The following is an 18083-nucleotide window of genomic DNA, read 5'->3' as shown; positions in this document are numbered from 1 at the left end:
CGACGAGGATGCGCTGATCGCGGAACTCACCGAACTCGAGGGCGAGCGTCCGAATGCCAAGCGCCTGCGCCTCGCGCGCACGCTGTTCGCGCGGGCCGTCGAGACACCGGGTGGATTGAAGATCGACACCATTCACGCCTTCTGCGAGCGCCTCCTTCATCTCGTTCCGTTCGAAGCCAATGTGCCCGCGCGCTTCACGGTGCTCGACGAGAGCCAGTCGGACGAATTGCTCGTGGAAGAAATCGGCCGCGTGCTGGCGCGCGCCATGCGCGACAGCGACTCCGCGTTGCACGCCGCGCTCGGCATCGTCACGGTGGAGACGTCGGGCGATGCCTTGACCGCGCTCTTGAGTGCGGCGCTGCGTTGCAAAGCGTTCCTGCACCATCCCGGCGGATTGCAGGCAGGCTTCGCACGGCTGCGAAGCGAACTCGGGTTGGCCCCGGGCGAGAATGCCGCGACCATCGAGCGGTCTATCCTCGAAGACGGGATCGCACCAGAACGCTGGCCCGCAATCGCGCAGGAGCTGCTCCTCGGAAAGACCACCGACCAGGAGCGCGCGAAATCCTTCATCGCGGCCGCCAATGCGACGCGCCATGAAGATCGATTGAAGCAATATCTCTCCGTCTTCCTGACGGAAGCGGGAGGGCTGCGCGCCGAAGCACGTTTCGTGACGAAGTCGATCGACGCCGCGTTGAAGCAATGCCTCGCCGACGAATTGCAGCGGGTCGCGCGACTGCTCGACCGGCGCAAGGCGGCCCTCGCCTTTGAGCGCACGACCGCGCTGTTCACGCTCGCCATCGAGATCGAGCGCGGCGTCGCGCGGGCGAAGGCCCACGCCGGGGCTCTCGATTTCCAGGACCTCATCGACAAGACGCTGGAGGTTCTCTCGCGCGATGAATCCGGCTGGATTCTCTACAAGCTCGATCGCGGTATCGACCACGTACTCGTCGACGAGGCGCAGGACACCAACCCGGAGCAATGGGACATCCTGCGCCGCATCACCGAGGATTTCACATCCGGCTTCGGCGCACGCGACGGCCGCGTCCGCACGTTGTTCGCGGTCGGCGATCCCAAGCAGTCGATCTACGGTTTCCAGGGTGCGGAACCGCAGGAATTCGAACTGAGCCGCCAATCCTGGTCGCGCAAGGTCCGCAACGCGGATCTGCAATTCGAGGACGTGCGCCTGACCGTGTCGTTCCGCTCGGCCACGGCGGTACTATCAGCTGTCGACGCGACATTCTCGGTGCCGGGCAACTTCAAAGGATTGTCCTTCGAAGACGGCGCAGTCGGTACCGTCCATGAGAGTGCGCGTCCGCGCGCACCGGGGCTGGTCGAATTGTGGCCGACCGAAACACCGCAGGACGAGAAGGAACCCGAGGCCTGGGTTCTTCCGCTCGACCAACCCGAGCAGCATGCGCCGCCGGTCGTCGTCGCGAAACGCATCGCCCACGCCGTGAAGACCTGGATGACGCGCGGCGACGATACCGGTCGGGTCTGGAGCGCCGGCGACGTTCTCGTTCTCGTGCGCAAGCGCGGGGCCGCATTCGAAGCCGTCATCCGTGCCTTGAAAGAGGCTGGCGTTCCCGTCGCCGGCGCCGACCGGCTCAATATCGGCGAACACATCGCCGTGCTCGACCTCGTCGCAGCCGGCCGCGCCGCGTTGCTTCCGCAAGACGATCTCACGCTCGCCACCGTGCTCAAATCGCCGCTGGTCGGCTGGGACGACGACGATCTCATCCGCATTGCGGCGTCGCGCGGCGAAACCGAATCGCTACTCGATGCTTTGGAGCGGCACGCGCGAGCGGGCGACGTTGCGGCGACGACGGGGCTCGCCGCCCTCTCGGATTGGCGGCAACTCGCGCGCGACCACGGCCCGTTCGGATTTTTCGCGACATTGCTCGGCCCCCGCCAAGGACGTCTGAAGCTGGTGGCGCGGCTCGGCAGCGAAGCGGGCGATGCGATCGACGCCTTCCTGAGTTTCGCCCATCAGGCGGAAATGGCCGAGACGCCCTCGCTCACGCTGTTCCTCAACCGTTTCGAATCCGCCTCGCACACCATCAAGCGCGATCTCGACGCAGTTCACGACGAGGTGCGCGTCATGACCGTCCACGGCGCCAAGGGTCTCGAAGCGCCGCTGGTTGTCATGATCGACGGGTGCGACGTGCTGGGTCGCGACCCGGCTCTGCTGCAGCTTCCGACATCCGCCGGGGATACGCTGCCGGTCTGGTCGCCGGGCGGTTCGCACGATTGCGCGGTGCTCGGTGAGGCGCGCGCCGCGTGGCGTGCGAAGGGTCTCGAGGAGCACAACAGGCTGCTCTATGTCGCCATGACGCGCGCCAAGGACCGTCTCGTGATCGCGCCCTACCTCACCGGTCGCAAGAGCGAGGCGCCGGAGGATGCCTGGTGCGAGATGATCCGGCGAGGGCTGCTCGCCAAGGCGGGCGAACTGGAGCAGGACGAGCGGTCTTTCGGGCCGGTTCATGTCTGGCGGGACGGCAATACGCATGTCGCGGCATCCGACGACCGCAATGGGCCGGCCATCGCCCCTCTGCCGATCCCGGATTGGCTGTCCCGCGCGGCCGTGCCGGAACCGGAGCCGCTCCCGCCCTTGCGTCCCTCGAGCGCGCTGGGCGCGGCCGATCGGATGGTGCGGCCGGGCGATGGTCCGTATGCGCCGGAAGCTCGCCTTCGCGGCACCCTCGTACACGCGCTGTTGGAGCGATTACCCCTGCAGCCGCCAGAGCGGCGCGAGGCGTTGGCGCGCGCCTATGTGCGGACGAAGGCGCCCCGTCTCCCGGAGGACCTCGCCGAGGCCGTGGTCGCCAACGCGCTCGGCGTGATCGGCCACGAGGCGCTCAAGCCCCTGTTCGGCCCCGAATCGCGCGCCGAGGCGCCGATCGCCGGCAAGGTGACGACGAACGCGGGTGAAATCCTGGTCTCGGGCCAGATCGACCGCCTGGCGATCTTGCCGGACGAGGTCCTGGTCGCCGATTTCAAGACGACGGCGCGTCCGCCGCGAGCCGGTCAGCCGACGCCACCCGCCTACGCGGCCCAGCTCGCGCTCTATCGGCGTCTGCTGCAGGAGATCTATCCGGGCCGGCGGGTCCGCGCCTTCCTGATCTGGACGTCGGGCCCGGTCGTTCACGAATTGATGGAACCTGAACTCGATTCCGCCCTTACCCTCATCAAAGCCGCGTGATGGTGTAACCAGTCGCTTGATTCCAAGCCGAGCGGTTCTTACGTTGACCCCACAAGAGGCGACTCGTCTGAGTCGCGTTCAAAGCCACTGAAGGTGAATATAATGGCGACCGTAAAGGTAACCGACTCGAGCTTTTCGCAGGACGTCCTGAACTCCTCCGAGCCCGTCGTCGTCGATTTCTGGGCGGAATGGTGCGGCCCGTGCCGCATGATCGGTCCGGCTCTGGAAGAGATCTCCAACGAGATGGCCGGCAAGGTGAAGATCGCCAAGCTCAACGTCGACGAAAATCCGCAGATTTCCTCGCAGCTCGGCATCCGTTCGATCCCCGCCTTGATGATGTTCAAGGACGGCAAGGTCGTAGCGCAGAAGGTCGGCGCGGCACCGAAGGGCGATCTCGCCAAGTGGATCCAGGCCTCGGCCTGAGCATCGACTCACCCGGTTTTTTGAAAGGGGGCCCCGCGGCCCCCTTTTCTTTTGAGCGCCGGCCTTTGTCGTCAGGCGATCGCCGCGAGATACCGCTCGACCGAGCGTTCGAAGGCCTCGTGAGCGCCCCCGATGATGTTGCGCCTCCACCAGGCGCCGAAGATGTTGTCGAAGCGGTAGGGCGCGAGCGCCGAAGCGATCGTCGACACCGCCCGACGATTGAGCGGGATGATGTTCGGGTAGCTGTACATGAAGCTCACGAACTTTCGATCCTGCGTCACCTGGATGGTGTCGCCGGACAGGATCGCACCTGCGCCCGTGGCGCAATGCAGCACCGTCGATCCGTCGAAATGCCCGCCGCAGCGAATCAGGGTGAGCGACGACGACAGCGCATGCGTTTCGCCCTGCCACGGAACGATCGCTTTGTGCGGACGCTGCACCCATCGGGAATCGTCGGCGTGGACATAGATCGGAATGCCGCCGAACGCTTCGCTCCACGCCACCATCGTGGTGTAGAAATGCGGATGGGAGATCGCAACGGCTTTCAGCCCGCCCTTGCGTTCGACGGCCGCGACGATGTCGTCGTCGATGAGGCTCATGCAATCCCACAGCACGTTCCCGTCGGGATCTTCGACGAGAAGTGCACGCTGGCCGATGGCGAAACTCGGCGTCGCGCCGATCCCCGTGATGCCCGGCGCTTCTTCCTCGAAGCGCATCCGGTGCGTCCGTCGCAGATCCTCGAGCGTCGTCCATGCCTGCCCGTCCCAGCGCACGTTCTGGCGCACGTCCTCGCAGATCTGGCAGCCGGGCGGCGGCACCTCCGATTCGGCGAACTGGGTTCCGCATTCGGTACAGATGAAGCAGGCCATTCGAGCTCCGCGTTCCAGAGTGAGGTGTCGGCGAAGCACCGACCGAGATGCTATTGCGGCGGCGTTCCGTTGGCCGCGAGCACTTCGCCGGCGAGATAGAGCGAGCCGCAGATCAGGATGCGCGGCGGATGCTCCCACACGAAGTTGTTGAGCGAGGCGAGGGCCGTCTCGACGCTTCGTTGCGTCGAGACCGTCAGGCCGACGCTGTTCGCAATCGCGGCGACTTCCTCGGCCGGTCGACCGGCGATCTGCCCGGCAATCGGAATCGCGATCACCTCGCGAGCGAGACCAAGGAAATTCTTGAAGAAGGCTTCCGAATCCTTCGTGCCCAGCATGCCGCTGATCAGCACGAGCGGCGCTTCGCTGTGCTCACCCCGCTCGGCCATGGCCGCGGCCAGCACGCGTCCGCCGTCGACATTATGACCGCCGTCGAGCCACAGCTCGCTGCCCTCGGGTGCGATGGTGGACAAGACGCCGTTCGACAGGCGTTGCAACCGCCCGGGCCATTCGGCCTGGCGCAATCCGGCTTCGAAGGCCTGAGTCTCGAAACGCTCGAAACCAGCCGCGCGCAACGCTGCGATCGCCGTGCCCGCGTTGATGAATTGGTGACGTCCGACGAGACGCGGACGCGGCAGATCGAGAAGGCCGTTCTCGTCCTGATAAACCAGGCGGCCGCCTTCCTCGTGAACGGAGAAATCCTGACCGCCGACGACGATGGGTGACGCGCCGACAGCTTCCGCTTCCTCGCGCAACACCTCGTCCGCGATGCGGTAATCCTGCGCCGCGATGATGGCGGGACATCCGCGTTTGAAGATACCGGCTTTCTCACGGGCGATGCCGTCGAGCGTCGTGCCGAGATATTCCGCGTGGTCGTGCCCGATCGAAGTGACGACCGACGCCGCCGGATGGTCGATGACATTCGTCGCGTCGAAGCGCCCACCGAGACCGACTTCAAGCAGAAGAACATCTGCCGGTTCTTCGGCGAACAACAGAATGGCCGCCGCCGTCGTGATCTCGAATACGGTGATCGGCTCGCCCGCATTCACCGCGTCGCAGCGGCGCAAGGCCTCGACCAATCGCTCCTCAGTCACATACTGCCCGCCGCCGAAGCGTCCGAGCCGGATTCGTTCGTGAAAGCGTACCAGATGCGGCGAGGTATAGACGTGGACCGCGAGCCCCGCGCTCTCGAGAATCGCGCGCATGAATGCGATAGTCGAGCCCTTGCCGTTGGTGCCGGCCACATGAATCGTCGGCGGCAGCCTGCGCTCGGGATGTCCGAGTTGCGCCAAGAGACGCTGGATGCGTCCGAGCGAAAGATCGATGGTCTTCGGATGCAGGGCGAGAAAGCGCGCGATCAGCGCATCGGAGGAATCCATYGCCCCACTCTCGAAAAGTTAAGCCGCGATCGCCGGCGTTTTGGTGACAGGCGTTTTGGCGACGGGGGATTTGGTGAGCAGACGCGAGAGACGCGCGATGGTCGCCTTGAGGTCGTGGCGATGGACGACCATGTCGATCATGCCGTGATCCTTCAGATACTCGGACCGCTGGAAGCCATCGGGCAGCTTTTCGCGGATCGTCTGCTCGATCACGCGCGGACCCGCAAACCCGATCAATGCGCCGGGTTCCGCGATCTGAACGTCGCCCAGCATCGCGTAGGAAGCCGTCACGCCACCGGTGGTCGGGTTCGTCAGAACGACGATGTAGGGCAGCTTGGCATCGCGCAGGCGACGCACGGCGACGGTGGTGCGCGGCAGCTGCATCAGGGACAGAATGCCCTCCTGCATGCGTGCACCGCCGGAGGCGGCGAACAGCACGAACGGCGTTCTTTTCTCCAGCGCGGTTTCGGCGCCCTTCACGACCGCCTCACCGGCGGCCATGCCGAGCGAGCCGCCCATGAAACCGAAATCCTGCACAGCCAGGGTCATCGGCACGTCTTCGACGCGGCCGTAGCCGACCTTGAAGGCGTCCTGCATGCCGGTCTTGGCGCGGGCATCCTTGAGGCGGTCGGTATAGCGCTTCTCGTCGCGGAATTTCAGCGGATCGACGGGTGCGTCGGGCAGCGGCACGTCGAGCCAGGTCCCGCCGTCGAACATCAATCCGAGGCGCTGCGCGGCCGAAATGCGCATGTGATGGTTGGATCCGGGGATGACCCATTGGTTGGCTTCCACATCCTTGTGGAACACCACCTGCCCGGTCTCAGGGCACTTGATCCAGAGATTGTCCGGCGATTCACGCTTGAACAAGGTCTTGATCTTCGGTCGGACGACTTCGGAGATCCAGTTCATGACTCTCTAACTCCTGACTGGAGCGCGGGAGAGCTCTCATCCTGAAGAGAGAGCGTCTCCAGCGCCCGCTGGAAACTTGTTTCTAGGCCGCCCGGCGCTTCACCACCGAGCGGACGCCGGCGCTGAGTTCACCAACCAATGTAGTGACGGCCGCCACCGTCTGCGAGGTTGCCCGGTCCTGATCGTCGAGGGTGCCCTTGAGGGCGTCGATCAGGGCCGAACCGACCACGACCCCGTCAGCGCCCTGAGCGATGGCCGCCGCATGCGCCCCGCTCTTGACCCCGAACCCCACCACGACGGGCAGGGGCGTATGCCGCTTGATCCGCTCCACCGCCGTCGAAACCTTGCCGAAATCGGGAGTCGCCGCGCCGGTGATGCCGGTAATCGAGACGTAGTAGACGAAACCAGCCGTATTGGCGAGCACCGCCGGCAACCGCTGGTCGTCGGTGGTGGGTGTGGCGAGACGGATGAAGGCGAGGCCTGCCGCAAGCGCCGGCAGGCACAATTCCTTGTCCTCTTCGGGCGGCAGGTCCACCACGATGAGCCCGTCGATGCCGGCTGCCTTGGCATCGGCCAGGAAGCGATCGACGCCGTAGACGTAGATGGGGTTGAAATAGCCCATCAGGATCACCGGGGTCTCGGCGTCGTCCTCGCGGAAGCGCCGGATCAGCTCGAGGGTCTTGACCGTGTTCTGCCCGACTTTCAGCGCCCGCAGGCCGGCCGCCTGGATGGCCGGGCCGTCGGCCATCGGATCGGTGAACGGCAAGCCGAATTCCACGATGTCGGCGCCGGCCTTGGGCAGGTTCTTCAGGATCGCCAGCGAGGTCTCGGGATCCGGGTCCCCCGCCATGATGTAGGTGACGAGCGCAGCGCGGCCTTCCGCGCGGCATTTCTCGAAACGGGCTTCGATGCGTGTGCTCATGGGCGTCGCTTTATCATAGATTTTTGGGAGACGAGACCGAATCCGGCGGCGGGGAAGTCCACCCCAGTGCCGCCCCGGTCAAAGGCTCTCCCCCAGGATCTCCGCGATCTGGGGCACGTCCTTGTCGCCGCGGCCGCTGATGTTGATGACCATCAGGTGGTCCTTCGGCTTCTGCGGCGCGAGATCGATGGCTTTGGCGATCGCGTGGCTCGATTCGAGGGCCGGCAGAATGCCCTCCAGGCGCGAGCAGAGCTTGAATGCGGCAAGCGCCTCGTTGTCCGTCGCGGAAATGTAGTTCACCCGGCCGACATCGTGCAGCCATGCGTGTTCCGGGCCGATGCCGGGGTAGTCGAGACCCGCCGAGATCGAATGGGCGTCGGTGATCTGGCCGTCGTCGTTCATGAGGAGGTAGGTGCGGTTGCCGTGGAGGACGCCCGGGCGGCCGCCGGTGAGGGAGGCGGCATGCAGCTTGTCGAGCCCATGGCCCGCCGCCTCGACCCCGTAGATTTCAATCTGGCGGTCGTCGAGGAACGGGTGGAACAGGCCGATGGCGTTCGACCCGCCGCCGACGCAGGCGATCAGCGAATCGGGCAAGCGGCCCTCGGCTTCCATCATTTGAACCCGGGTTTCGTCGCCGATGACGCATTGGAAATCGCGGACCATCGTGGGGTAGGGATGCGGCCCCGCCACGGTTCCGATGCAGTAGAAGGTATCGGCGACGTTGGTGACCCAATCGCGCAACGCCTCGTTCATGGCGTCCTTGAGCGTCTTGGTGCCCGAATGCACCGGTACCACCTCGGCGCCGAGCATCTTCATGCGGAACACGTTGGGCTTCTGCCGTTCGACGTCGACCGCGCCCATATAGACGATGCATTCGAGGCCGAAACGCGCGCACAAGGTCGCCGTCGCGACCCCATGCTGGCCGGCGCCGGTCTCGGCGATGATGCGCTTCTTGCCCATGCGGCGAGCGAGCAGGATCTGCCCCAGCACGTTGTTGACCTTGTGCGCGCCGGTATGGTTGAGCTCTTCGCGCTTGAAGTAGATCTTGGCGCCGCCCGCCAGCCCGGAGGCGCTCGAAACCTCCCGCAGATGCTCGGTCATACGCTCGGCGTAATAGAGCGGGCTCGGGCGGCCGATGTAATGGGTCATGTACCCATCCATGTCCGTCTTGAAGCTCGGATCCGCCTTGGCTTCCTCGTAGGCCTTCTCCAGTTCGAGAATATTCGGCATCAGCGTTTCGGCGACGAAGCGCCCACCGAACATGCCAAAATGCCCGCTCTCGTCGGGGCCGGTGCGGAAGGAATTGGTCTTTGACTCAGCTGACACGCCTATTCGCCTTCAATCTCGAAGCTGCTTTTGCGACGGTGAATACCGGCTTTCGGAGCAAAATGCGTCCCTAAAATGATTCTGCGACGATCGCCGCCCGGGCCGCCCTGACGAACGCCTCGATCCGCGCCGGATCCTTGATCCCAGGCGCACTTTCGACACCCGACGACACATCGACACCCGCAGCCTTCGTCAGGCGGATCGCGTCCGCCACATTGTCCGGGTTGAGCCCGCCCGACAGCATGAAGCCGAGCGAAGGATCGAGCCCCGTAAGCAATCCCCAGTCGAACCGGAGACCGTTGCCGCCAGGAAGGGCATCGGGCGTGCGGGGCGGCTTGGCGTCGAGGAGCAGGCGGTCGGCAATATTCGCATAAGGCGCAATCGCGGCGAGATCGGCGGCCTGTGCGATGCCGAAGACCTTCATCACCGGGCGACCGAACCGCGAGCGGATCTCGGCGACCCGCGCCGGCGTCTCGTGGCCATGCAGTTGCAGAAGGTCAGGATCGAGCGCGGCGACGGTCTCGGCCAAGGCGGCGTCGTCCGCATCGACCACCAGAACGACCCGCATCACGCGGCCCTTCGCGCGACGCGACAGCGCGCGTCCCTGCTCGAGACTCACGTGGCGTGGGCTTTTGGCGAACCGCGCGAAGCCGACCATATCGGCCCCGGCCTCGATGGCGACGTCGAGGGTCTCGTTCGTCGAAAGGCCGCAGATTTTGACGAGGGTGCTCATGACTCGCTCCTATCGACGTCGAACGCTTTCATGAGCGCCGGCAAATCCCTGACCACGGTGATATAGACTGTTCCCGGATCGACGGACGAACGCGTGCGTAGGCTCGCATGTCCGCTAAGCGTTGCTTGGTGTCCTCGGTCATCTTATTCGGCTGCGCCTTGTGCTACCGCTGCCTCGACGACCGAGCCAACCTCGACGAGAACGGACTGGCCTGTCTCCGTTGAAATCCAATCTTCAAGTACAGCTAAGTCGAGCAGGCTCAAGGAATCGTAGCGGTCGACTCTGACCGTGAAGGCAGGGCGCCATCCGTCGTCGCCCGTCAGGGATGACGGAGCGATCGCCCCGAGCGTCAGCGGATAGCGGCGCTCGATCTCAGGTCTCAACCGGTCGATGGAACGCGAGAAATCTTCCAGCTTCATAACACTCATATATCATGATCGGCTGGGCCAATCACCTGTCCAGGCTGCGCCACACCAGCATCGCCGCAGCGAGATCCTCCAGGGCCGTGCCGACCGACTTGAAGATCGTGATCGCCTCGGCACTCGTTCGCCGGCTCGTGTCCGTACGGCAAAGATCGAACAGATCGCCCTTCACGTGGGAGACCGCAACCGCGCCGCTTTGTAGCGCCAAGGCGACGTCGCCGCCTTCGCTCGTCGCCGCTGCCGTATCGATGTAGATTTCGGCCCGCCGCAACGCCTCGTCGTCCGCTTCACGCATGGAGAGGTTGAACGCGCCGACGAGATCGAGATGCGCGCCTGGCTTGAGCCATTCCCCTTTCACGACGGGGGATGTCGAGAGGGTCGCGCAGGACACCAGATCGGCGGCGCGCACGGCGCTTTCGAGATCCTCGACAGCGGTCACCGGCAGGCCTTCCGCGCGCAAGGTTTCGGCAAGGCTTTTCGCACGCTCGGGGTGGTGGTTCCACAGCGCCACGTCGCGAATCGGTCGCTGGCTCAGATGCGCCCGGATGAGAAACGGGGCGAGCGAACCGGCGCCGACCATGACCATTCGCGCCGCCTCTTCACGGGCGAGATATCGCGCGGCGAGCGCCGAGGCGGCGGCCGTGCGCCACACGGTCAGCCGCGCGCCGTCGAGCGCTGCGCGCGGCTCACCCGTCAGACCGTCCATGAGCAGATAGGTGCCCATCACGCTCGGCAAATTTCGGGCGCCGTTGTCGGGAAACACCGACACGACTTTGACGCCGACGAATCCGTCCGGCGATTTCGGACCCGACCACGCCGGCATGAGCAGAAGCGTGCCGTGCGCGCCGGCGCGTTCGATTTCGTGATGGTGTCGGATCGGCGTCTCGACGTCGCTTCGAAACGCCTCCGCGAGGGCCTCGATCAGGCGCGGGAACGTGACGACGCGATCGATTTCGGCGGCGCTGACGATACGCATGAAGCTCACAAAGTTTGAGAGGGCGGAAGCGCCGGCGCTTTCGTCGGAGTCGGGACCTGCGCTCGCAAACGATCGGTCTCGGTGCGCAAATGCTTGACCTCACGCCGCGCTTCGCGCTGCCCGCGCCGATGCTTCCCCTGCGCCAGCCATGTCGCGACGCCGCCGACGAGCACGCCGACCATCACGGCCGCGAAAATGACCGCGAAAAGCGGCAGCATCATCGCGAATTCGGGCGCGTCCCGCGAGAACGGATCGAGCGACAGCAGCACCGGCTCGCGGTTGGCCACCGCAAGCAGCACGATGACGATCGCCACCGGCAGGAGGATCAGCGCCTTGAGAAAGCGGACCACACGCACACCTTTCACCGAATCGAACGACCCTCATCGAGAACGATGTCGCTAGGCCGCTCTGTCTTCACACGAAGCATGATCGTAGAGCGTGATCGGCGAAAGGGAAAACCGGTTCGCCATCGATCACGCGAAGAACAGATCACGTCTGCGGACAATGGGTCCGCTTGGCGACGCCGCTCAACTCGCCGCGGTGTCGACGCCGTTGTTCAGGCGCTGCCGCATCTCCTTACCCGTCTTGAACACGGGCACGACTTTCTCCGATACGGAAACCGACGCGCCGGTGCGCGGATTTCGGCCGGTACGCGCATCGCGTTTCTTGACGGCGAACGCACCGAACCCGCGAAGCTCGACCCGATCGCCGCGCGACAGCGCATCGGCAATGGTGTCGAGAATCGCATTCACGATGTTCTCCACATCGCGTTGGTACAAATGCGGGTTCTGCTCGGCGATCTTGAGCACCAGTTCGGATTTGATCATGGGCTGCTATATGTTTGATGGGACTTTATTTTTCGGCAGGTTGCCAGAGGGCCAGGAGACCGTCAAGCTGTGCCGTCTCCGCAGAGAGGGAGACACGCCGCAATCCGTCGGCGACGCCGTCGAAGCCGACGAGATCGGCCCCGGCTGCCGCCCACACGAAGGGTGACAGGCTGCGCTCGCCGCGCGGTCTCCAATCTTCGACCGGGAGATCTTTCGCGACGCCCTTCTCCTTCTCGAGCCAGGCGATGGCGTCGCGCTCGGTGCCGAGCGCATCGACGAGTTTGAGCGGGACGCCCTGGTGACCGCTGAAGATCTGGCCGGTCGACGCAGCGCTGATTTCGGCATCGTTCATGTGGCGCCGTTCGCGCACGATGCGCTTGAACCAATCATAGGTGTCGTTGACGACCGATTGCAGAGCGGCGCGCGCTTCCGGGCTCGTCGGTTTGAACCCGTTCGGCTCGGCTTTCAGTGGCGAGGACTTCACCTCTTCCATCTTCACGCCGACCTTGTCGAGAAGCTGCGACACCTCGGGGTATTGAAAGAGAACGCCGATGGATCCGACGAGCGACGTTTCGCGCGCGACGATGTGGTCGGCGGCGATCGCCGTGATGTAGCCGCCGGACGCCGCGGTGCCGTCGACGAAGGCCACGAGCGGCTTCTTCTCGGAGAGACGGCGGATGTTGCGAAAGAGTTCTTCCGAGCCCGTCGTCGTGCCGCCCGGCGAATTGATCGAAATGACGACACCCGACACGGTCTTGGATTCGCCGACCTTCTGCATCAGGTCGGCGATGCGTTGATTACCGGTGATGACGCCGCCGATGGAAATGCGTGCGATCTGCGCCTTGCCCGTGATCAGGTCCGCCCGGTCGGCTGCCGCGTAACCAAGCGCGAGCAGGCCGATGATCAGGCCGAGAAAACCGACGACGCGCCAAAAGCTCACCTTTCGGCGAAGGCGGTGACGGTCGACGATCGCTTCAGCATCGAGCATGACATCATCTCTTGATCGTTACACGGACGGAGCCCCTAGGGCGCGCCGCTAAGGCATTGAAGTGGCGCAAGATCTCGTCGCCGCACGGTTACCACTTCGCCGGATCGAACGCTAGAGCCGCGCAGGTCCTGACAGATAGGGCGGCGACCGCGCCAGCCAACAAAAAACCCGCGCGATCGCTCGCGCGGGTTTCGAAGGCTGTCCGGACGATGTCCGGCACGACGCTCCGTGGACGGAACGCTTACTTCTTGTCGGTGCGGGCCTTGAGAGCCGCGCCGAGGATGTCGCCGAGCGATGCGCCCGAATCGGCCGAACCGTATTGCGCGATCGCTTCCTTCTCTTCCGCGACCTCGAGGGCCTTGATCGAGAGGGTCACGCGGCGCGCCTTGCGGTCGAACTGGGTGACGCGGGCATCGAGCTTCTCGCCGGTGGCGAAACGCTCGGGGCGCTGGTCGGCACGATCACGCGCGAGCTCGTTGCGCTTGATGAAGGTGGAGAGGTCGGTGTCGACGATCTTCACCTCGATGCCGCCATCCTTCACCTCGAGAACCTCGGCGGTGACGATCTGGCCCTTCTTGATCTCGCCGGCATCCGCGAAGGGGTCGCCTGCGAGTTGCTTGATGCCGAGCGAGATGCGCTCCTTCTCGACGTCCACGTCGAGAACCTGGGCACGCACCATGTCGCCCTTCTTGAAGTCGTCGATGACCTGCTCGCCCGGACGGTTCCAGTCGAGGTCCGAGAGGTGGACCATGCCGTCGACGTCGTTCTCGAGACCGATGAACAGACCGAATTCGGTCTTGTTCTTGACCTCGCCTTCGACTTCCGAACCGACAGGGTGCTTCTCGGCGAAGGCTTCCCACGGATTCTGCAGGGTCTGCTTGAGACCCAGCGAGATGCGGCGCTTCACCTGATCGACTTCGAGGATCACGACTTCGACCTCTTGCGAGGTGGAAATGATCTTGCCCGGATGAACGTTCTTCTTCGTCCAGGACATCTCGGAGACGTGGATCAGACCTTCGATGCCCGGCTCGAGTTCGACGAACGCGCCGTAATCGGTGATGTTCGTCACGCGGCCCTTGAGCTTGGCGCCCACCGGGTAGCGGGCGGCGATGCCTTCCCACGGATCGGCGAGGAGCTGCTTGATGCCGAGCGAGATGCGGTGCGTCTCGTGGTTGATCTTGATGATCTTGACCTTGACCGTCTGGCCGATGGTGACGACCTCGGACGGATGATTGACGCGTCTCCAAGCCATGTCGGTGACGTGCAGCAGGCCGTCGATGCCGCCGAGATCAACGAACGCACCGTACTCGGTGATGTTCTTGACCACGCCGTCGATGACCTGACCTTCTTCGAGGTTCGCCACGAGCTCGGAGCGCTGCTCGGCGCGGCTCTCTTCGAGAACCGTACGACGCGACACGACGATGTTGCCGCGGCGGCGATCCATCTTGAGGATCTGGAACGGCTGGCTGACGCCCATGAGCGGGGTGACGTCGCGGACCGGACGGATATCGACCTGCGAGCGCGGCAGGAACGCCACGGCGCCGTCGAGATCGACGGTGTAACCGCCCTTGACCTGGTTGAAGATGACGCCGTTGACGCGCTCCTGCGCTTCGAAGGCCTTCTCCAACTTCACCCACGATTCCTCGCGGCGCGCCTTGTCGCGCGAGATGACGGCTTCGCCGAGCGCGTTCTCGATGCGCTCGACATAGACTTCGACCTCATCGCCGACGTTGATCGTCTGATCGCGATTGGGGCCTGCAAATTCCTTGAGGGCGACACGTCCCTCGGTCTTCGCGCCGATATCGATGACAGCGACGTCTTTCTCGATCGCGACGACCTTGCCCTTGACGACCGAACCTTCGCTGATTTCGGACGTACGGAAGGACTCTTCGAGCAGGGCCGCGAAATCTTCACGGCTCGGCTGTTGCAATGCTGCAGACATATGATCTCCTGAATGGCCCATCTATAAGGGGCAACGCCGGCGGGCTCGTGTTACGGGTCGCTTCCAGCCGCCGCTGCCGGGGACGCCCCTTTCGGGCCAGGTCCCGGGCATACCGCTTGTTATAGCGGGCCGGCGTATCATCGACGGATGGAAACGCTTATCCGCCGGATTTCCTGAGCGCCTGAAGGGCACGCCGGAGCGCACCCTCGAACACACATCACGGAAATCCGATCGGATAGAGCGGTGATGTAATGCAAAACCGCCGGAGAAACAAGCTTTTGGAGGGCCCGCCGTCGGGGCTCTCCTCACACCGGCAGGTCGGACCGCCGCGCCCGGTCGCCGACGACCCATTCCAGCGCCCGCTCGAGACGGTCGTTGCCCCAGAACATTTCGCCGTCTTCCGCAAAAAAGGTCGGCGCGCCGAAGATGCCCCGCGACTGGGCCTGCTCGTTGATCCGCTTGAGACGCGCCTTGTTCTGGTCGCTCCCGGCTTCCGCGATCAGCGTCGTGGGATCGACGTCGAGGGCGGCGAGGATTTCGCTCAGGATGGTCGGATCGCTGATGTTGCGCCCGCGCCCGAATTCCTCCGTGAACACCGCGCGGGTGAAAGCCGCCGCAAAGCCGCCGTCCGAGGCGACGAGGCCGAGCCGTGCCGCCAGAAGGCTGTTTTGCGGAAACGGGTCCGGGCGGGTGAACGGCAGGCCGAGCCGCGCCGCCTCGAGCTCCATGTCCCGCCACATGTAGCGGCCTTTACCCGGGAACAGGTTGAAGGGCGACGTGGTCCAGCCCTGCGCCGAGAAGATCGGCCCGAGCAGGAACGGGCGCCACTGAACCGTGACCCCGGCCTCTTGCGCCATGCCTTCGATCCGCATGGCGCTGAGATAGGAATAGGTCGAAGCGAAATCGTACCAGAATTCAAGGACGGGACGGGGCATCGCGATCACCTCTCGCTCGAAAGTCGGGGCCGAGCGGCAAAGGCTCGATCGTCGGCCGGCTCGCTTCTCGCGCAAGGCCTAGCCTATCCTGGATTTCGCAGGCAGTCGCGCCCGCCCGCAGCGGCAATGATCTGAGCGCATATCAATTGCCCGGTTGCGCCGCTGAAGCTTCCGTTCTAAGTCGCGGGCTCCTCTCCCTTTTGGAACCAGACCATGGCTGAGAAGCGCGTAAACAAGGTCGTGCTCGCCTATTCCGGCGGCCTCGACACCTCGATCATCCTCAAGTGGCTGCAGACCACCTATGGCTGCGAGGTCGTGACCTTCACCGCCGATCTCGGCCAGGGTGAGGAACTGGAGCCCGCCCGCAAGAAGGCGGAGCTTTTGGGCATCAAGCCCGAGAACATCTTCATCGAGGACCTGCGCGACGAATTCGTGCGCGACTACGTCTTCCCGATGTTCCGCGCCAACGCCCATTACGAGGGCCTCTATCTGCTCGGCACCTCCATCGCCCGGCCCCTGATCGCCAAGAAGCAGATCGAGATCGCCGAGAAGGTCGGCGCCGACGCGGTCGCCCACGGGGCCACCGGCAAGGGCAACGACCAGGTSCGYTTCGAGCTCGGCTATTACGCCTTGAAGCCCGACGTGACCGTCATCGCGCCCTGGCGCGAATGGGACCTGCGCTCCCGCGAGCAGCTCATCGCCTTCGCCGAGGCGAACCAGATCCCGATCGCCAAGGACAAGCGCGGCGACGCGCCGTTCTCGGTCGACGCCAACCTTCTGCACGCCTCCTCCGAGGGCAAGGTGCTGGAAGACCCGGCGCTCGACGTGCCGGATTACGTCTATTCCCGCACCAACGATCCGGAGAGCGCGCCCGACAAGCCGACCGTGATCACCATCGCATTCGCCAAGGGCGACCCGGTCGCCATCGACGGCCAGAAGCTCGGCCCGGCGGATCTTCTCGCCAAGCTCAACGCGCTCGGCCGCGAGAACGGCATCGGCCGCCTCGATCTCGTCGAGAACCGCTTCGTCGGCATGAAGAGCCGCGGCATGTACGAGACGCCGGGCGGCACGATCCTGGCGCTCGCCCATCGCGGCATCGAATCCATCACGCTCGATCGCGGCGCGGCTCACCTCAAGGACGAGCTGATGCCGAAATACGCCGAGTTGATCTACAACGGCTTCTGGTTCTCGCCCGAGCGCGAGATGCTCCAGGTCATGATCGACAAGAGCCAGGAATTCGTCACCGGCGAAGTGAAGCTGAAGCTCTACAAGGGCGGCGTCTACGTCATCGGCCGCGAGAGCCCCTATTCCCTCTACGACCAGGACCTGGTCACCTTCGAGGAAGGCGCCGTCGCCTACGACCACCGGGACGCGGCCGGCTTCATCAAGCTCAACGCCCTGCGCCTGCGCACCCTCGCCCAGCGCAAGAAGAAGCTGGGCCTGTAAGGCGGCAAGCCGCCCCCGGACGCCATTGCTCCCGGCGSCACCCGACCGCGCTGTCATCACCKGCCTCGTGCCGGTGACCTCGATGTGTGAGGTGCRGCGGTTTTCTCGATCGGGGTGGCCGGGACRRGCCCGGCCATGACGTGGGYGAGGATGRCKTGGGCGGGGGATGACTTGGGYGGGGGATTGTCGCCACGYGTCATTGCTCCCGGGCGCCAYCCCTCCGGMTGTCATCACCKGCCTCGTGCCGGTGACCYCGATTGTGTGAGGTGCRGCGGWTTTCYYGATCGRGGTGGCCGGGACAGGCCCGGCCATGACGTAGGCGGGGATGGCGTAGGTGAGGATGACGTGGCGGGGGGATGACGCGGCCATCGACGAAGCGACGGAGCGATGCGCCGCCGCCGTATTCCGGGGCGAGCCCCGCGAGCGCCCGGAACCCATAGCCGCCACCGCTTCAGAACAACCCCGGCCCTCCCGAGCCTCATTCCCCACACGTAGCGCGAGTGAGGGCCGGGCTCCGCTTTCGCAGCCCCGAAACGACGGCAGCGGATTACGAAAGACACGGGTCTGCGGGCTCAGGGCGCAAACGGCCCGAACCTCGTCAAAAAATCGAGGGTGGCGCGACGTGCGGTCCGGCTCGATGATGATGGTGGTGGTGTGGAGAAGCCGGACGGCACCTCGCGCACGGTTCTTTTAGGCGGACAGGCGGTGACGGCTCGCAATTGCTTCCCGAGGCGGACGTCGCCTTGAATCAAGCGACGGGCCTCGGGCCAGCCCCGAGCCAGGCACACAG

At 64.8% G+C, this 18083-nt stretch carries 16 protein-coding genes; 3 read left to right on the top strand and 13 right to left on the bottom strand.

What is annotated here, in order from left to right; genetic code table 11:
* Together addA and trxA are read left to right on the top strand one after the other, a co-directional pair.
* A partial coding sequence (gene addA, locus AC1DT3_RS02745) for a double-strand break repair helicase AddA (RefSeq protein ID WP_477463705.1) occupies positions 1-3199 on the top strand: 3199 nt, incomplete at its 5' end.
* 102 nt (positions 3200-3301) lie between these two features.
* Positions 3302-3622, top strand: coding sequence for a thioredoxin (gene trxA / locus AC1DT3_RS02740; RefSeq protein WP_477463704.1), 321 nt, complete (start codon positions 3302-3304; stop codon positions 3620-3622).
* Positions 3623-3693: 71 nt separating this feature from the next.
* Here trxA and AC1DT3_RS02735 read toward each other — a convergent pair whose 3' ends face one another.
* The 13 genes from AC1DT3_RS02735 to AC1DT3_RS02675 all read right to left on the bottom strand — a co-directional run bounded on the left by AC1DT3_RS02735 (position 3694) and on the right by AC1DT3_RS02675 (position 15847).
* On the bottom strand, positions 3694-4491 hold the full coding sequence (locus tag AC1DT3_RS02735) for an MBL fold metallo-hydrolase (protein WP_477463703.1): 798 nt from the start codon (positions 4489-4491) through the stop codon (positions 3694-3696).
* A 50-nt stretch (positions 4492-4541) separates the two neighbouring features.
* Entirely contained in the window at positions 4542-5867 is a 1326-nt protein-coding gene (locus AC1DT3_RS02730; protein WP_477463702.1) for a bifunctional folylpolyglutamate synthase/dihydrofolate synthase, read from the bottom strand.
* Positions 5868-5885: 18 nt separating this feature from the next.
* Positions 5886-6776, bottom strand: a complete 891-nt coding sequence (gene accD, locus AC1DT3_RS02725; protein WP_477463701.1) for an acetyl-CoA carboxylase, carboxyltransferase subunit beta — start codon at positions 6774-6776, stop codon at positions 5886-5888.
* An 82-nt stretch (positions 6777-6858) separates the two neighbouring features.
* Entirely contained in the window at positions 6859-7698 is an 840-nt protein-coding gene (gene trpA / locus AC1DT3_RS02720; protein WP_477463700.1) for a tryptophan synthase subunit alpha, read from the bottom strand.
* Positions 7699-7776: 78 nt separating this feature from the next.
* Positions 7777-8961, bottom strand: a complete 1185-nt coding sequence (gene trpB, locus AC1DT3_RS02715) for a tryptophan synthase subunit beta (protein WP_477463706.1) — start codon at positions 8959-8961, stop codon at positions 7777-7779.
* A gap of 133 nt (positions 8962-9094) precedes the next feature.
* Positions 9095-9757, bottom strand: coding sequence for a phosphoribosylanthranilate isomerase (locus AC1DT3_RS02710; protein WP_477463699.1), 663 nt, complete (start codon positions 9755-9757; stop codon positions 9095-9097).
* A gap of 143 nt (positions 9758-9900) precedes the next feature.
* Positions 9901-10185 (bottom strand): hypothetical protein, encoded by a 285-nt coding sequence (locus AC1DT3_RS02705; RefSeq protein WP_477463698.1) that lies wholly within the window; start codon positions 10183-10185, stop codon positions 9901-9903.
* Positions 10186-10207: 22 nt separating this feature from the next.
* Positions 10208-11155, bottom strand: a complete 948-nt coding sequence (gene lhpI / locus AC1DT3_RS02700; protein WP_477463697.1) for a bifunctional Delta(1)-pyrroline-2-carboxylate/Delta(1)-piperideine-2-carboxylate reductase — start codon at positions 11153-11155, stop codon at positions 10208-10210.
* Between the two features lie 5 nt (positions 11156-11160).
* Positions 11161-11505 carry a lipopolysaccharide assembly protein LapA domain-containing protein gene (locus AC1DT3_RS02695; RefSeq protein WP_477463696.1) on the bottom strand — a complete coding sequence of 115 codons (345 nt, stop codon included), beginning with the start codon at positions 11503-11505 and terminating at the stop codon, positions 11161-11163.
* A 177-nt stretch (positions 11506-11682) separates the two neighbouring features.
* Complete coding sequence (ihfB, locus tag AC1DT3_RS02690) at positions 11683-11982, bottom strand: integration host factor subunit beta (protein ID WP_477463695.1); 300 nt, start codon at positions 11980-11982, stop codon at positions 11683-11685.
* Between the two features lie 25 nt (positions 11983-12007).
* Complete coding sequence (sppA, locus tag AC1DT3_RS02685; RefSeq protein ID WP_477463694.1) at positions 12008-12970, bottom strand: signal peptide peptidase SppA; 963 nt, start codon at positions 12968-12970, stop codon at positions 12008-12010.
* Between the two features lie 241 nt (positions 12971-13211).
* Entirely contained in the window at positions 13212-14912 is a 1701-nt protein-coding gene (gene rpsA, locus AC1DT3_RS02680; RefSeq protein ID WP_477463693.1) for a 30S ribosomal protein S1, read from the bottom strand.
* A gap of 305 nt (positions 14913-15217) precedes the next feature.
* Positions 15218-15847, bottom strand: coding sequence for a DsbA family protein (locus AC1DT3_RS02675; RefSeq protein WP_477463692.1), 630 nt, complete (start codon positions 15845-15847; stop codon positions 15218-15220).
* A 213-nt stretch (positions 15848-16060) separates the two neighbouring features.
* Here AC1DT3_RS02675 and AC1DT3_RS02670 point away from each other — a divergent pair, with 213 nt between their 5' ends.
* Entirely contained in the window at positions 16061-17293 is a 1233-nt protein-coding gene (locus AC1DT3_RS02670) for an argininosuccinate synthase (RefSeq protein WP_477463691.1), read from the top strand.
* The last annotated feature ends 790 nt before the right edge of the window (positions 17294-18083 follow it).

Source organism: Microvirga sp. P4_G7 (genome assembly GCF_056401005.1).
This window is presented reverse-complemented; position numbering and strand designations above follow the sequence as displayed.

Excerpts from the sequence above, each read along its gene's own strand:
- trxA (WP_477463704.1), top strand. The coding sequence starts at position 3,302 with ATGGCGACCGTAAAGGTAACCGACTCGAGCTTTTCGCAGGACGTCCTG.
- AC1DT3_RS02735 (WP_477463703.1), bottom strand. The coding sequence starts at position 4,491 with ATGGCCTGCTTCATCTGTACCGAATGCGGAACCCAGTTCGCCGAATCG.
- AC1DT3_RS02730 (WP_477463702.1), bottom strand. The coding sequence starts at position 5,867 with ATGGATTCCTCCGATGCGCTGATCGCGCGCTTTCTCGCCCTGCATCCG.
- accD (WP_477463701.1), bottom strand. The coding sequence starts at position 6,776 with ATGAACTGGATCTCCGAAGTCGTCCGACCGAAGATCAAGACCTTGTTC.
- trpA (WP_477463700.1), bottom strand. The coding sequence starts at position 7,698 with ATGAGCACACGCATCGAAGCCCGTTTCGAGAAATGCCGCGCGGAAGGC.
- trpB (WP_477463706.1), bottom strand. The coding sequence starts at position 8,961 with ATGTTCGGTGGGCGCTTCGTCGCCGAAACGCTGATGCCGAATATTCTC.
- AC1DT3_RS02710 (WP_477463699.1), bottom strand. The coding sequence starts at position 9,757 with ATGAGCACCCTCGTCAAAATCTGCGGCCTTTCGACGAACGAGACCCTC.
- AC1DT3_RS02705 (WP_477463698.1), bottom strand. The coding sequence starts at position 10,185 with ATGAGTGTTATGAAGCTGGAAGATTTCTCGCGTTCCATCGACCGGTTG.
- lhpI (WP_477463697.1), bottom strand. The coding sequence starts at position 11,155 with ATGCGTATCGTCAGCGCCGCCGAAATCGATCGCGTCGTCACGTTCCCG.
- ihfB (WP_477463695.1), bottom strand. The coding sequence starts at position 11,982 with ATGATCAAATCCGAACTGGTGCTCAAGATCGCCGAGCAGAACCCGCAT.
- sppA (WP_477463694.1), bottom strand. The coding sequence starts at position 12,970 with ATGCTCGATGCTGAAGCGATCGTCGACCGTCACCGCCTTCGCCGAAAG.
- rpsA (WP_477463693.1), bottom strand. The coding sequence starts at position 14,912 with ATGTCTGCAGCATTGCAACAGCCGAGCCGTGAAGATTTCGCGGCCCTG.
- AC1DT3_RS02675 (WP_477463692.1), bottom strand. The coding sequence starts at position 15,847 with ATGCCCCGTCCCGTCCTTGAATTCTGGTACGATTTCGCTTCGACCTAT.